Origin of the sequence: uncultured Mailhella sp. (assembly GCF_963931295.1) — a bacterium.
GTDB lineage: Bacteria > Desulfobacterota > Desulfovibrionia > Desulfovibrionales > Desulfovibrionaceae > Mailhella.
In genome coordinates, this window is sequence record NZ_OZ007001.1 from 1232644 (window position 1) to 1247217 (window position 14574).

Annotated in this window: 16 protein-coding genes and 1 riboswitch; of the genes, 14 read left to right on the forward strand and 2 right to left on the reverse strand. The window is 61.5% G+C overall.

Annotation, left to right across the window (positions count from 1 at the left end; translation table 11 throughout):
• Positions 1-492: 492 nt before the first annotated feature.
• Positions 493-1404, reverse strand: coding sequence for an AraC family transcriptional regulator (locus ABGT79_RS05010; RefSeq protein ID WP_346665270.1), 912 nt, complete (start codon positions 1402-1404; stop codon positions 493-495).
• A 221-nt stretch (positions 1405-1625) separates the two neighbouring features.
• Between ABGT79_RS05010 and ABGT79_RS05015 the strand changes: the two genes are divergently transcribed.
• From ABGT79_RS05015 to ABGT79_RS05080, 14 genes are all read left to right on the forward strand, one after another.
• The gene (locus ABGT79_RS05015) at positions 1626-2390 is read left to right on the forward strand and encodes a TSUP family transporter (RefSeq protein ID WP_346665271.1); all 765 of its coding nucleotides are present in this window, start codon (positions 1626-1628) and stop codon (positions 2388-2390) included.
• A gap of 141 nt (positions 2391-2531) precedes the next feature.
• The gene (locus tag ABGT79_RS05020; protein WP_346665272.1) at positions 2532-3935 is read left to right on the forward strand and encodes a DUF1538 domain-containing protein; all 1404 of its coding nucleotides are present in this window, start codon (positions 2532-2534) and stop codon (positions 3933-3935) included.
• On the forward strand, positions 3932-4627 hold the full coding sequence (locus ABGT79_RS05025) for a P-II family nitrogen regulator (protein ID WP_346665273.1): 696 nt from the start codon (positions 3932-3934) through the stop codon (positions 4625-4627). The genes ABGT79_RS05020 and ABGT79_RS05025 overlap by 4 nt, the downstream gene beginning before the upstream one ends.
• 196 nt (positions 4628-4823) lie before the next feature.
• Positions 4824-5216, forward strand: coding sequence for a metalloregulator ArsR/SmtB family transcription factor (locus ABGT79_RS05030; RefSeq protein ID WP_346665274.1), 393 nt, complete (start codon positions 4824-4826; stop codon positions 5214-5216).
• Between the two features lies 1 nt (position 5217).
• Complete coding sequence (locus ABGT79_RS05035; protein WP_346665275.1) at positions 5218-5694, forward strand: permease; 477 nt, start codon at positions 5218-5220, stop codon at positions 5692-5694.
• Complete coding sequence (locus tag ABGT79_RS05040) at positions 5691-6236, forward strand: permease (protein WP_346665276.1); 546 nt, start codon at positions 5691-5693, stop codon at positions 6234-6236. Before ABGT79_RS05035 ends, ABGT79_RS05040 begins: the two co-directional genes overlap by 4 nt.
• A 130-nt stretch (positions 6237-6366) precedes the next feature.
• The gene (gene phnN / locus ABGT79_RS05045; protein WP_346665277.1) at positions 6367-6966 is read left to right on the forward strand and encodes a phosphonate metabolism protein/1,5-bisphosphokinase (PRPP-forming) PhnN; all 600 of its coding nucleotides are present in this window, start codon (positions 6367-6369) and stop codon (positions 6964-6966) included.
• A gap of 117 nt (positions 6967-7083) precedes the next feature.
• Positions 7084-7225: riboswitch (molybdenum cofactor riboswitch) on the forward strand.
• Positions 7226-7313: 88 nt separating this feature from the next.
• Positions 7314-8051, forward strand: a complete 738-nt coding sequence (locus tag ABGT79_RS05050) for a substrate-binding domain-containing protein (protein WP_346665278.1) — start codon at positions 7314-7316, stop codon at positions 8049-8051.
• A gap of 87 nt (positions 8052-8138) precedes the next feature.
• Positions 8139-8948, forward strand: coding sequence for an ABC transporter permease (locus tag ABGT79_RS05055; RefSeq protein ID WP_346665279.1), 810 nt, complete (start codon positions 8139-8141; stop codon positions 8946-8948).
• Complete coding sequence (locus tag ABGT79_RS05060) at positions 8945-9661, forward strand: ATP-binding cassette domain-containing protein (RefSeq protein ID WP_346665280.1); 717 nt, start codon at positions 8945-8947, stop codon at positions 9659-9661. Before ABGT79_RS05055 ends, ABGT79_RS05060 begins: the two co-directional genes overlap by 4 nt.
• Positions 9658-10401 (forward strand): Rossmann-like domain-containing protein, encoded by a 744-nt coding sequence (locus tag ABGT79_RS05065; RefSeq protein ID WP_346665281.1) that lies wholly within the window; start codon positions 9658-9660, stop codon positions 10399-10401. The genes ABGT79_RS05060 and ABGT79_RS05065 overlap by 4 nt, the downstream gene beginning before the upstream one ends.
• Before the next feature lie 401 nt (positions 10402-10802).
• Positions 10803-11240 (forward strand): NirD/YgiW/YdeI family stress tolerance protein, encoded by a 438-nt coding sequence (locus ABGT79_RS05070; protein WP_294483880.1) that lies wholly within the window; start codon positions 10803-10805, stop codon positions 11238-11240.
• A 53-nt stretch (positions 11241-11293) separates the two neighbouring features.
• The gene (locus ABGT79_RS05075; protein ID WP_346665282.1) at positions 11294-11956 is read left to right on the forward strand and encodes a response regulator; all 663 of its coding nucleotides are present in this window, start codon (positions 11294-11296) and stop codon (positions 11954-11956) included.
• Entirely contained in the window at positions 11953-13500 is a 1548-nt protein-coding gene (locus ABGT79_RS05080; protein ID WP_346665283.1) for an ATP-binding protein, read from the forward strand. The genes ABGT79_RS05075 and ABGT79_RS05080 overlap by 4 nt, the downstream gene beginning before the upstream one ends.
• 127 nt (positions 13501-13627) lie before the next feature.
• On the opposite strand, the gene ABGT79_RS05085 is transcribed toward ABGT79_RS05080, so the two are convergent.
• The gene (locus tag ABGT79_RS05085) at positions 13628-14338 is read right to left on the reverse strand and encodes a response regulator transcription factor (protein ID WP_346665284.1); all 711 of its coding nucleotides are present in this window, start codon (positions 14336-14338) and stop codon (positions 13628-13630) included.
• Positions 14339-14574: the final 236 nt, after the last annotated feature.

Below are 14574 nucleotides of genomic sequence, written 5' to 3' on the forward strand. Positions count from 1 at the left end.
CGCGCCCCGGGCCGCTGCCCCGAAGCCTCGAAAATTCCTCCCTGAGCATCCGCAAAACGCTCCCGCCGACGCTCGGGCGCTGCGCTCCGGGCAGGCTGCTCTTTGAACAGGGATTTTTCTTTCACGCGCCGGGCGGCTGCGCTCTTGCGCAGACTGCCTTCTGAATCCGGCGTCACCCTGCGCTCTCCCAGGCGACGCACCATTCCGCGACAGGACAAAAAAAACGCGCGGCGGCTCGGGAAAAGCCGCATCCGACATGCCCTCCCCCTCCGTGACGCAGCATGCCGTTGACGGCCGCCCAGATCTGCGCAAGACGGTGATGCCCCTCGGACGCGGAAGGCCGACGCCTTCCGTTATGCTCCCCGTTCCCAAGTAAATGCTGCCCTGCGGACGCAAAAGGCCGCCCTTCCCCGGAGAAACGCTCCGCAGGAGAAGGAAGGGCGACCCGGCAGGCCATGCGCGGCTCCGGAACCAGCGCAAAACGCGTCCGCGCTACTCCCGGCCCGAACGGGCGTTCTTCAGTCTTGTGATGTTGCGGTGCGGCGGCTCGCCGAACAGACGCTTGTATTCCCTGTTGAACTGTGTGGGGCTCTCATAGCCCACGGCCAGTCCAGCGCTGGCCGCGTCCACCCGTTCCGAAAGCATGAGCCGCTGCGCTTCAAAAAGACGCAGCCTTTTGTGAAACTGCAGCGGACTCAGACTCGTCACTTCCTTGAAATGCCGATGGAAGGTGGACGTCGCCATGTTCACGCGGCGGGCGAGCTCCTCCACTTGCAGCGGCGAACGATAATTGTCCCGCAGCCAGGTGACGGCCTGCGCAATCTGCATGCTTTGCGAGCCCAGCGTGTGGAAACGGCGCAGAAACTCGCCCTGCGGGCCGATGAGCATGCGGTAGTAGATCTCCCGTATGATCATGGGCGCGAGCACGGCAATCTGTTCGGGCTTGTCCAGAAGTTCCGCCAGACGCAGAAAGGCGTCGAGCACGGAAACGTCCACGTCGGCCACCGACACGCCCTTCATGCCGCCTTCTCCGCACGATCCCGGAGTCGGAGGCACTTCGGCGGCCAGCCGCGCCAGCAGAAATTTGTCCACTTCCAGCGAAAGACACAGAAACGGCGCTTCCTCCGTGCCGTCCATGACGTAGAAGGAGCTCGGCACGTCCACGCCGACCACCAGACACTGTCCTTCGCCGTACACGTATTCCTCCGTGCCGATGACCGATTTCTTCCGCCCCTGGAGCATGACCCCGATGCACGGATGATACAGACTGTTTTCCAGCACGTCGTGCGCCAGCCGCCGGGACAACGACAAGCCGGGAATCTCCGTCTGCCGGTAGCCCGGCTCCGGCATGTGACGCAGCACCAGCGCCTTGAGACGGTCGTTGATTCGCTTCCATTCTCCCATACGCACCTCCATGCCGCGCGCACCATCATTTCCAGACTCCGCGCGGCGCTCTCCGGAAAGAATATCCGCCATACTACCCCCGCGCCGCCGTCTCACCTAGATACGATTCCCCTTTTTTCTTGCCCGATTCTCTCATTGCGGCACAGAAAAGTCCATTTTCGACAAACGCCGCGTTTTCGACTACAAGGACATGTCTCTGCAACATCAATAAGGCTCTCATCATGGAACTTTCCCTGCTCGTCATCGTTGTTTTGTGCCTGTTCTTCTTTGTCGCCGGATTTGTGGATTCCGTGGCCGGAGGCGGCGGACTCATTTCCACCCCGGCCATGCTTCTGTGCGGTCTGCCGCCGCACACCGCCCTCGGCACCGGAAAGTTCGCCAGCACTCTCGGCTCCCTCACCTCGCTGTGGACCTTCGCCCGCAATCATCTCGTGGTGCTGCGCATCGCGCCCGCAGGCTTCGTTTCCGCCTTCGTCGGCGGCATGGCCGGCTCCGGCCTCGCCATGCACGTAGACAGCGCCATGCTCGGCAAGCTGCTCATCTTCCTGCTGCCCGTGGGAATGGTCATTTCCCTGTTCTCGGGAAAACTCGTCAGCGAAGAAGGCGAACTGCCGGAAAAGCATCTCTGGCTGCGCGTCATCCTCATGGGATTTTTCATAGGCGCGTATGACGGATTCTTCGGACCAGGCACGGGCAGCTTCTTCATCATCGCGCAGCATCTCGTGCTGCGCATGGGCCTCGTGCGCGCCTCGGCCACCGCCAAAGTGTTCAATCTCGCATCCAATGCCGGAGCCTTCGCCGTGTTCGCTTCCGGCGGCGTGGCCCTGTATTCTCTGGGCATTCCCTGCGCCGTGGCCAACATTCTCGGCAATCAGCTCGGCACGCATCTGGCCATCCGCATCGGCACCCGCATGGTGAGAAACTTCCTCTACGTCACCCTCTGCCTCCTGCTCGCTTCGCTCATCTACCGCTTCTTCATCGCGTAACGCCCCCGGCCGCAATATCCCTCTGGACACCGCTCCTGAATGATGGCATTCTCTTAACAAGAATATTTCCTATCAACCTAAAGGAGCCCCATGCTCTTCATCGAGAAATGCAAGGAAGCCGTGATCTCGGTCGTGCCGATCGTGATTCTGGTTCTCCTTCTTCATCTGACAGTTGCGCCCCTCGGCGACGCCCTGCCGAGATTTCTCGCGGGTGCAGTGCTCTTCATCATCGGCCTCGGCCTGTTTCTGGTGGGCGCGGACATCGGCGTGCTTCCCGTGGGCCAGAAGGTGGGCTCCACGCTCACCGGCAAACGCAATCTTGCCCTCATGCTGGCCGTGGGCTTCGTGGTGGGCTTCATCATCACCGTGGCCGAACCCGACGTTCAGGTGCTGGCCGCGCAGGTCACGGGCGTGGCTCCGGTCATCGCTCCCATGGCGCTCGTGTGCATCATTGCCGCGGGCGTGGGATTCTTCGTGGCCGTGGCCATGGGACGCATCATCTTTCAGCTTCCTCTCAAGCTGCTGCTGTTTCTCTGCTACGCCGCGGTGTTTCTCTGCGCCGCCTTCACGCCCGATCTCTTTCTCGGCATAGGATTCGACGCAGGCGGAGCCACCACGGGCCCCATGACGGTGCCGTTCATCATGGCGCTCGGCGTGGGCGTGGCCGCCGTGCGCGGCGGAAGCGGGGCAGGGGACGACAGCTTCGGCTTCGTGGGTCTGGCCTCGGTGGGGCCCATTCTCGCCGTGCTCATGCTCGGGCTGTTCGCCACCCCCGCCTCGCCGGAAACGGCCGCAGCCGCACAGGAAACCCAGCTCGGACTCGCAGCCCATTTTCTGCGCCTTCTGCCCGAAGTCACGCACGAAGTGGCCATGGCTCTCGGCCCGCTCGCCGTGCTCTTTCTGCTGTTCCGGCTCTTTCTCATCAGGCTTTCCCGCCGCCAGACGCTGCGCATGGTCATGGGCCTTGTCTATACGTTCTTCGGCGTCATTCTGTTCTTCCTCGGCGTGAAGGGCGGCTTCATGCCCGCAGGCGACGCGCTCGGCGCGCTGCTCTCCGCGCCGGAACACCGCTTCTGGCTCATTCCCGTGGCGCTGGTGCTCGGGGCCGTTGTGGTGTGCGCCGAACCCGCCGTGTGGATTCTCACCGAACAGGTGGAACAGGTTTCCGGCGGCGCCATCCGCCGCATGCTCATGCTTGCGGCCCTTTCCGCCGGCGTGTCCCTGGCCGTGGGCATTGCCATGTTCCGGGTAATCTCGGGAACGAGTCTCTGGTTCTTCCTCATTCCCGGCTACGCCGCGGCCATGCTGCTCATGCGCTTCTGCCCGCGCATGTTCACGGCCATCGCCTTCGATTCCGGCGGCGTGGCTTCCGGCCCCATGGCCTCCACGTTCATTCTCGCCTTCATGCTCGGCGTATCCAAGGGCGTGGGCGGCAATCCCGCCGTGGACGCCTTCGGATGCATCGCCATGATCGCCATGACGCCGCTCATCGCCATTCAGCTTCTGGGCATCGTTTTCAGCCGCAAGACGGGAGACCGCGCATGACCACCCAGCTCAACGAACAGGCAGGCAAACTGCTCATTGCCGTCATCGAAAAACACAAGTGCGACGCCGCCATGGCCGCGGCCAGAAAAGCCGGAGCCCCGGGCGGCACCGTGCTCATGGGACGCGGCACGGCCCAGAGCAAATGGCTGCGCATTCTCGGGCTGGACGACGTGGAAAAGGAACTGCTCTACACCCTGCTGCCCGCCTCGCTGGTCCGCCCCGTGATGAACGCCATACGCAACGCCCCGGCGCTCTCCAGAACAAGAGGCATACTCTTCACCATCGACGTGCTCGAAGCCTTCCGGCGTCACGATTCCACGCCCGCCGCGCCTTCCCAGACTCAGGAGGACACCATGTCTGACAACAGCCCGGAACAGTCCGGCTACGAACTTCTCTCCGTCATCGTCAACCACGGCAGCGCCGATCAGGTCATGGACGCGGCCAGAAGCGCCGGCGCCACGGGCGGCACGGTCATCCACGCGCGCGGAACGGCCCGTCCGGACGACGCCTCCTTCTTCGGCATCACCATCGTGCCGGAAAAGGAACTCGTCATGATCCTTGCGCCGAAGGACAAAAGCGCCCGCATCATGGAAAGCGTCAAGGCGGAATTCAAAGACGCCGAACCCGGTTCCGGCATCGCCTTCCGCACGGCCGTGGAATCCTTCGACATGCTGGGCTCGTCCCGGCGATGACCCCGCCGACGACTTTCACCGAACATGATCCCCGTCGCTTTTCCGTGGCGGGGATTTTTCTTTACCGCTCCCCTCGGCCCGATAAAAAGCGCTCCGTTGACAGTCCCGGACGTTTCTTTTATTTAAGTGATTACTTAATTAAAACTTCGGAAGCCGCCGCGCTTCTGCCTCGCTTCCGAACAACGCGCCGATTTTCATGGACAACGATCTGCTTTACCGCGCCCTTGCCGACGACACGAGGCGCAGGCTCATTCGTCTGCTGCTGAGCGGCAGCTGCTGCGTTTCCGCCCTCGCCGCCCGCCTGAACATCAGCGAAAGCGCCGTATCCCAGCACGTCGGCCTTCTGCGCCGCGCGGGTCTGCTTGATGGAACAAGACGCGGACGCTTCATGCACTACGCCGTCAACCGGCAGCGCCTGCTCGATCTGGCCCGGGAACTGGAAGCGCTCGCCGCAACGCTCCCTGCCGACAAGGCGGACGAAGCCGCTCCCCGCCCCTCCCTTTGCGACGAATCCATGCGCCGCCGCTGTCACGGAGCAGGCAAACTCCGCACGCTGCCCATGGCTCCGCCAACCGTCGAGGAACATTGACATGTCCACCGCAGCCCTCTACTTCGTCACCTTGATTCTGCTCGCGCTCTCCTTCCGAAAAGACAGAAAAAAAACGCGTCAGGCGCTCGTCAAGGCCTGGAAATCCTTTGAAAACATTCTGCCCCAGTTTCTGGCCATCCTGGTGCTCATAGGCCTCATGCTCGCCGTGCTCGACAAAGAGCTCATCACCCGTCTTCTGGGCGCGGAATCCGGAGCTCTCGGCATGGCCATCGCCGCACTGATCGGTTCCGTCACGCTCATTCCGGGCTTCATCGCCTTTCCGCTGGCGGCCTCGCTTCTTTCTTCCGGCGCAGGCTACGGGCAGACGGCCATGTTCCTCACCACGCTCATGATGGTGGGCATCGTCACTCTGCCGCTGGAAGGCACCTTCTTCGGCAAACGTCTGGCCCTGATGCGCAATGCGCTGGCCTTTTTCTACGCCGTCGTTTCCTCCGTCGTGCTGGGGGCGCTGCTGTGATTACCGCCGTTCTCCGCCGCTACCGCATGTTTCTGGCGCTTTTCGCCTTCAACGTCGCGCTGCTCTTCCTTGAACCCGCCGTCGGGAAAAAAGCTCTGGCCCTGACCGGAGACAACGTGCTTGAAATGCTCTCCTTTCTGCCGCCCATCTTCGTGCTGCTCGGCCTTCTGGACGTGTGGGTGGACAGAGAAACCATGATGAAATACATGGGCGAAGGCTCCGGCGCGCGGGGCATGCTGCTCGCCTTTATTCTCGGCTCCGCCGCGGCGGGCCCCCTCTACGCCGCCTTTCCCATGGCCGCGGTCATGATGAAAAAGGGCGCGAGCATGCGCAACGTGTTCATCTTCATCGGGGCCTGGTCCACCACGAAAATCCCGCTCATTCTCTTTGAAAGCGCCACGCTCGGCTTCCGCTTCATGGCCATGCGCCTTGTCTTCAACATTGTGGGCATCTTCCTCATCGCCCTCATTCTGGAACGCGAGGCCAGGCGGCATCCCGTTCCCCTCCCCGCGGAACCATCCTCCGAGCCCGGCAGGCATTGACGCTCCTTCGCCTCTCCTCTATGCTTCCGGCAATCTCGTGCGGGCGGGCCGTCCGCCGTCCGGCCCGAAACGCGCCTCTTTTCGGCGTCCTTCCCAAACGCCACGCGGCACAAATCTCAGGCGGAGCATCATGCGCGGCAGACTCGTCTATGTCATGGGAGCCTCCGGCGCGGGCAAGGACAGCCTTATCCGCGAAATGCTCCGCCGTTTCCGCGGGCTTCCGCTGGCCGCGGTCAGGCGTCACATCACCCGCCCCGCCTTCTCCGAAGGCGAGCGGCACATCGCCGTTTCCCGCGAGCGCTTTGAAGAGCTGGCCGCCGCAGGACGCTTTTCCCTGCACTGGACAAGTCACGGCCACCGCTACGGCATTTCCGTCCATGCGGATCTCGCCCTCGCCCGCGGCGTTTCCCTGCTCGTCAACGGCTCCCGCGCGGCCTTTGCCGAGGCCGTGCGCCGCTATCCCGATCTGGTTCCCGTGCTCGTGACCGCAAAGCCGCATCTTCTTCGCGAACGCCTGCTGGCCCGGGGACGGGAATCCGGCGCTGCGCTGGAAGAGCGTCTCGCCGGAGCGCTGCTCGCCCTGCCCGATCTCGATGCCCTGCCCTGGATACGCATAGACAATTCCGGTCATCTTCACGAAGCGGCGGCTCTTCTGGAGCAGGAACTCCGATCGAAGCTCCCGCTGCCAGGCCAGAACAGGCACTGCGGACAAAGCTCTTCTCCCGCCTGAACGCACGCCGGCGCGGTTCTCCGTTCGGCTCTCATCATCGCGTTTTCACAACTTTTCGCGACATGCAGCGCCGTATTTCCGCATCCCCGCTTGACAAAAAACAACGCCTTGTCTATTTCAAAAATAAGTTTTCGAGTCGGTCCGGCTACAGCTCTGCCATGCCGTTCCGACCTGAGTTTCTGCTCACAGGGTGGTTCTGGAAACGGGGCCGCCTCCCGTATGCCCTTCGGGGTTGGAAAGAAAACGCTGCGCTTGTTCCATGCCCGGAAACGTTCCGCATCATGGTTCTGGTGTTTTCGTATGTGAGCAACACCGGAATCGCGCCTTTGCGCGGCATGGAGAATCCCATGAAAAGATTTCCCCTCTTCCTCTGTGTTGCGGCCGTCCTCATTCTTTCTCTGCCCTGCGCGGCGCAGGCCGCCAGAGCCCTGCACGTCTATTGCGGGGCAGGCATGACAAAACCTTTCGGGGAAATAGCCGCCGCCTTCACCAAAAAAACGAAGGTGAACATGGAAGTCACCTACGCCAACGCCGGTCAGATACAGTCGCAGATCAACACCGCCCGGGAAGGCGACCTCTTCATTGCCGGCGCTGCGGAAGAACTGAAGCCCATAGAAAAATACGTCTCCGCAAGACGCGATCTCGTCAAGCACATTCCCGTGCTGGCCGTAGCCAGGGGCAATCCCAAGAACATCAGGGGAGTGAAGGATCTCGGCAGAAGTGATCTTCGCGTGGTGCTCGGCGACGCCAAGGCGACGCCCATAGGCAAAATTGCGGACAAGGCCCTTGCCGACGCCGGTCTCGCCGGCAAGGTGAACGTGGTCAGCCGCGGCGTGACGGCGCCTTCCATCTTCAACGCCCTGAACGTGGGAGAATGCGATGCCGTCATCGTGTGGAAGGAAAACGTTTCTCCGGCCATGGACATCGTGCCCGACCCGGTCATGGACGCCTACGTAAAAACCATTCCCGCAGCCTCGCTTTCCGTTTCCGACGATCCCGAAGGACAAAAGCTGTTCCTCGATTTTCTGAACTCCGGGGAAGCTCACGCCATCTGGGAAAAATACGGCTACGTCGTGCTGAACTGACGTTCCCAAAGGCCGTCTGCCCGAATCAGACGGCCTTTTCCTCCCTTTTCCGCGTTGCTCCGCCGACGCGCAGGCTCCGTCCGCGCCATGAAACAGAAGCTTTCCCTCTTTGACGGCGCAAGCCTTCTCATCGCCTTTCTGACCGTGCTCTTCCTTACGGCGTCCATCTGCACCATAGTCGTGGGAGGTCTGCCCTTTCTGCCCGCGGCCTTTCGTTCCGAGGAAGTGCTCTTTTCCATCCGACTCAGCCTCGTCACCTCCACGCTGTCCACGCTGCTCTGCTTTCTGGTGGGCATTCCCTGCGCCTATGCGCTGGCGCGATGCCGCATGCCGCTGCGCAACTTCTGCCGCATCGTGCTGGAACTTCCCCTCTCCCTGCCCTATCTCGTGCTCGGCCTCTGTCTGCTCATGATGTTTTCCTCCGAAGCCGGCAGACTGCTCAAGAACTTCGGCATCCGCGTCATCTTTGAACCGGCGGGCATAGTCATGGCGCAGTGGCTGGTGAACATTCCCTTCGTCGTGCGGCTCATGCGCACGGCGCTGGAAGAACTGGACGGCAGACTGGAATTCATTGCCGGAACGCTGGGCGCTTCCCGCTGGCAGCGGTTCTGCACCATCACCCTGCCCATGTGCCGCAATGCCATACTCATGGCCGCCATTCTCACGTGGTCCCGGGCCATAGGAGAGTTCGGCGCCACGCTCATGCTCGTGGGCGTGACCCGCATGAAAACGGAAACACTCCCGGCCAGCATCTACCTCAACATCAGCACCGGCGACAACGGCATGGCCATGGCCGCGGCCATCATTCTGCTGGGCATTTCCGGCGCGGCGCTCATGCTCTCCACGCTGCTGCAGCACCGCGCGGCCAGCCGCATGGAGGGAGCGGTCAGACCATGATTCCGCTTGCTTTCGACCGCTTCTGCCTCACCCGGGGCAGCATGCGCATTCAGGACATATCCTTTGAACTCGGCGAACGGGAAATCTTTGCCATCCTCGGCCGCACAGGCGCGGGAAAAACCCTGCTTCTCGAATCGGCCGCCGGATTCTATGCACCGGAAAGCGGCAACATTCTGCTCTACGGAACGCCCGTGCAGAGCATTCCTCTCACCGAACGCCGCATAGGCTTCGTGTATCAGGACTACGCGCTCTTTCCGCACATGACCGTGGAAGGAAACATTGCCTACGGCCTTCGGGTGCGCCGCGCGCCGCGCGCCGAACAGAAAGAAAAAACAAGGGCCATAGCCGAACTGCTCGGCATCGGGCATGTGCTGAAAAACTATCCGCAAACGCTGAGCGGGGGCGAACGACAACGCGTGGCCCTGGCCAGAGCCCTGGTGCTCAAGCCCCGACTGCTGCTGCTCGACGAACCGTTCTCCTCGCTCGATCCTTCCACAAAGCAGCGGCTTTACGGGGAAACAGCACGCATTCCACAGAAATTCGACTGCGCCGTGCTCTTTGTGACCCATGACTTCCGGGAAGCGCAAATGCTGGCTTCCCGCATAGGCATCATGGCAGAGGGCAGAATGCTCTGCATTCGCCGATCAGAGGATCTCTTCGCCCGCAGCAGCAATACGGAACTCAACACCTTTCTCGGTCTGGAGGACGCATGACAGCCCAGGAACTCTATCGTCGTCTCAAACAGGAACTCGAACGGATTGTCCGGCTTCATCATCTGAATGAAAGCCCCATCATGCTGAAAAGCCGCGGTCTTTCCCCGGAAGAAGCCATAGGCAACACCAGGCGCAAGGACTATCCCATTCTTGCAGGCAAGGAAATCATGCTTCAGGCGCAGTTCGGTTCCGCCCTCGGTCAGGCGTTCACAGACGCGCCCTCGGACTTCTGCGGCACGCTGGACGACGTGCTGGCCCTTGATCCGGAAAACGACCCGCACAGCCGAGGACTTCTCGTGGCCACGCTGAACGCCGTCATGCGCCACACCGGCGACATCGATCACACCGTTCACTGCCGCAACGACGATCTCGAACTCTGCGCCGAAGCCTGCGCCGCGCATATCCGTGAACACTTCGGAGCGCCGCGCATCACGCTGATAGGCTATCAGCCCGCCCTCACGGCCCGCCTCTCCCGGGAATTTCCCCTGCGGGTGCTGGACATGAATCCCCGCTTCGTAGGCGACGTAAAGTCCGGAGTGACCATTGAACACGGTGAAACAGGCTACCGCAGCGCCGTGCTTGAATGGTCGGAACTTGTGCTCTGCACGGGCAGCACGCTCTGCAACGGCACCTTCGTCAACTTTGTGGGCATCGGCAGACCGGTCATATTTTTCGGCATTTCCGGGGCTGCCGCGGCCCGCATTCTTCATCTTCCCCGCTTCTGCCCGAAATCCTCCTGACGCCTTCTCCGCCTGCCGCTCCGAACGCGCCGTCGGAACAAGGGCGCGAAGCGCTTGCGCCCTCACGCCTGACGTCCTATCCTGAAAGAGCCGGGATCTGATGAGTCCGGCTCTTTTTTGCGTCTGAAAAGTCAGGCTCCGGCCTTTTCATGGACGCTCAAGCCCCGTGAAAAGAGGCCGCGCTTCCCCCCGTGCGCAGGAGGCATGCGACGCCTTTTCCCCCTGAACGCCCCTTCCGCCGCGAACCTCCGCATTCCCGGTAGGAAACATCGGAAAATTTTTCAGAATCCGCAAAAAATTTTTCCGATGTAAGGAGCGTGTAAGTTTCCGATGCTTTACTGTCCTCAAGTGGAAAAGGCAACAACGAAAAATCAAAACATATACTCTACGGAGGCTTTCTTATGACCATGCATCCCGCTCTCCTGAACGACCGTCGTTCTTCCGATTCTTCCCGCAAGTCCCGTCTTCCTCTGGCTCTCGCCGCGGCCCTTGCCCTCAGCCTCACCCTCGGCGTTTCCGGCGCTCTTGCCAAGGGTCCCGACGGAGGCTACATGCAGGGAGGAGGCTACACCGGCCCCGGCCCCGCCCTCAGCACCGTGAAGCAGGCCAAGGACATGCGCGACGACACCCCCGTCACGCTCAGAGGCCACATCATCCGTCACCTCGGCGACGAACGCTACGTGTTTGAAGACCAGACCGGCACCATCAACGTGGAAATCGATCACAAGCGCTGGAGAGGCCAGAACGTGGGTCCCAACGACCTCGTGGAAATCTCCGGCGAAGTGGAAAAGGACTGGCGTGAGCTGGAAATCGACGTCAAGAGCATCGTGAAGAAGTAACAGTCACGCGGCGCGCTCCGCCAAAGGAGCGCGCCGGAAACCCAAGGAGCACCATGCGCGTTCTTCTCATCGAGGATGACATTCTCATAGGCAACGGACTCAAAATGGGCCTGCCCGCCATGGGCTTTGCCGTGGACTGGTTCAAGGAAGGACAGCTCGGCATGAAGGCTCTTGCCTCGGCGGAATACGACGCCGTCATTCTCGATCTCGGGCTCCCCGGCATGGACGGACTCGACATTCTGAAAACGTGGCGAGCGTCGGGACAGGACGTGCCGGTGCTCGTGCTCACCGCGCGGGACGCCATCAGTCAGCGCGTGGAAGGACTCAATCTCGGCGCGGACGACTATCTCGGCAAGCCCTTTGATCTGGACGAGGTGGCCGCCAGACTGCGCGCTCTCGTGCGTCGCAGGCACGGCGTTTCCTCGCCGCAGCTTGTCCACGGCGCGGTCAGCTTCGATCCGCTCACGCGCACGGTTTCGCTGAACGGACAGCCCGTGGCCCTGGGGCAGAAGGAAGTCATGCTCGTGGAGCTGCTCCTGCTCAACAAGCACAGCGTGCTTTCCCGCAGCGCCATTGAAGAAAAACTCTATCCCTGGGGCGAGGAAGTCAGCAGCAATTCCGTGGAAGTGCTGGTGCACCGCCTGCGCCGCAAGCTGGGGTCGGGCTTCATCAAAACCGTGCATTCCGTGGGCTACACCCTGGGAGACGCCTCATGACACCTCCTGAACATGTGGAAACGCGTTTCGGCAAGGTCGGAAGTTTCTGCCGCCGCATCGCTTCGGCGACGGGACAAAAAGCTTCCGACTTTTTTGTTCGCGGCCTCCGGCTGACCGACAGACTCTGGAACCGCATTCTTTCCCTGCCCGTCAGCCGCAAGAGCCTGCGACTGCGGCTGAGCCTGTTCTTTTCGCTGTTCATGCTCACGGCGTGGCTGGCCGCCGCCCTGTTCAGCTGGCATACGTGCCGCAGCTACATCAATGAATTTTTCGACTCCCAGCAGATGCTCGTGGCGCGAACGCTGGCCGTGGCCGATTTCACGCGCGCGCCGGACGAGCTGCCCCACATCGGCGACATGCTGCCGGGAGTCAAGAAAAAGGGCATCGGCAAGCTTGAAGACGAAGCCATCGCCTTCGCCATTTTCTCTCCTGAAGGCGAACGCCTTCTCTCCGACGGTCAGAAAGGCCGACGTTTCCCGTTTGAAGGCTCGCGCCGGGGCTTCGTCAACGAACCGCTGATCCATGACGACGATATCTGGCGCATTCTGTGGATGGATTCCAGCGACGGGCGCCACGTCATCGCCGTGGGACAGGAAGAGGAATACCGCAGCGACATGGCGCTCGAAATGCTGGAAGGTCAGATTCTGCCGTGGCTGATTCTTCTGCCCGTGCTTCTGGCCGGGCTCTTCGTTCTGCTCACGAGGGAGCTTGCACCCCTGCGCAGCATGGCCGCGGCGCTGCGTTCCCGCGATCCGGAAGACACCTCGGCGCTTGATCTGAGCCGCATGCCCTCCGAAGCCCTGCCCATGGCGGAATCGCTGAACGGCTTTTTCGCCCGCACCAAGGACATGCTGACAAGGGAGCGCTCCTTCATTTCCGACGCCGCGCACGAACTGCGCACGCCCCTCGCCGGACTCCGCATTCAGGCGCAGGTGGCGGCCCAGCCCGGCATGGCGGCCGAAACAAGAATGGAGGCGCTCTCCTTCCTGCGTCAGGGCATAGACCGCTGCTCCCGCCTCATCGATCAGCTTCTCGCCCTCTCCCGGCTCGAAGCCTCGCACATGCCCGGCTCCAGTCCCTCGCCGAGAGACCTTGCGCTCTCCCACGTGGTCTGGAGCGAACTTCTGGCGGACTATCTGCCGTCCTACCGATCGCGGCTCGAATCCTCAAATCTGCGGCTCGAATCGCAGCTCTCCTCGCTCAACGCCGGAGTTCAGGGCAACGCCGCCCTGCTCTCCATGCTTCTGCGCAATCTTCTGGAAAACGCCGCCGCCTACACGCCGAGCGGCGGCCTCATCCGCGTGACGCTGGAACACGACCGCCTCACCGTGCAGAACGACTGCGCCTCTCTGCCGGAAGAATACGTGGCGAGGCTCGGCGAACGCTTTTTCCGCCCGCCCGGACAGGAAAAATCCGGCAGCGGCCTCGGCATCTCCATTGTGCGGCGCATTGCGTCCATCCACGGTTTCCGGCTGAACATCAGCATGGAAAAAGACGCCGTCGGCTTTTCTCCCTGCTCCTTCAAGGCCGAACTGCGCTGGTAGCCCGCCCTGCGGTTGCGCCTGCCGGGCAGCAAAAAACGGTCGTCGGCCTGCACGAAAATAAAAAACACCGGCGTGATTTCCCGAAACAGGGAACTCGCGCCGGTGGCGTCAACGAAGATCTGCGCCGTTACGGCATGGGCATCAGGCGGAATCCGACCCGAGGAACCGTTTTCAGAATCGGTTTGTTCCGAAGCTCCAGATTGCTCCGCAAAATATGAATGTAGGTGCGCAGCGCGTCGCTGTTGGGCGGCGTGTCGCCGTAGAGCGCGCTTTGAAGCTCGCTGCGCGTCACCACGTTGGGAGCGGCCTTCATCAGCCGGGCCAGCAGGGTGAAGGCCATGGGCGGCAGGTGCAGACTTCTGCCGTCGCAGGTGACGGTGTGCGCCTGCGAATCCAGCTCAATGCCCGCCCAGCTCAGCTTCATCGAGGAAAAATGCGCCTTGGCCAGACGTATGGACGCCAGCACCCGCGCTTCCAGTTCCAGCAGATGCAGCGGACTGGTCACGATGTCGTCGGCCCCGCTGTTCAGATACATGGGCAGGTTTTCCAGCGTATTCTCCGGCGCGAGCAGAATGATGGGACAGCTCACGTTTTCCAGCCGCAGACAGGTGTACAGGGGAATGCCGTTCTGATCGCTGAAGCGCGCGTCGAGAATGAGCGCGTCGTACGAGAAGGTTTTCAGGCAGTTGCGCACCTCGTCGCTGTCCGCGGCGCTGTCGAGCTGATAGCCCATAGGCTCCAGGTACGCGAAAATATTCTTCATTATCGACGCATCGGAAACGCCGACAAGCAGATGAAGGTCGGGGACGGAAAGCTGTTTTTTTAGGCTGTACAGCATGGAGCAGCTCCCTGATCGGCTATGATATGAAAAAAAGGAGGAGGCTGCCGAAAAAAAACTGACCGGTCTATGCAGGAACACGCTGCTGACAATTCGTACTCAAGGCAGGTCTGTGGCTGAAATATTAGGCTATGGTCTGATATTCGTCAAGATTTCCGAAGTCGACACAGGCAACAATCCTGAAAAGGCATGTTTCTTGTCCGCAATTTTGGAACAGTCATAAAAAAAACAGCGTG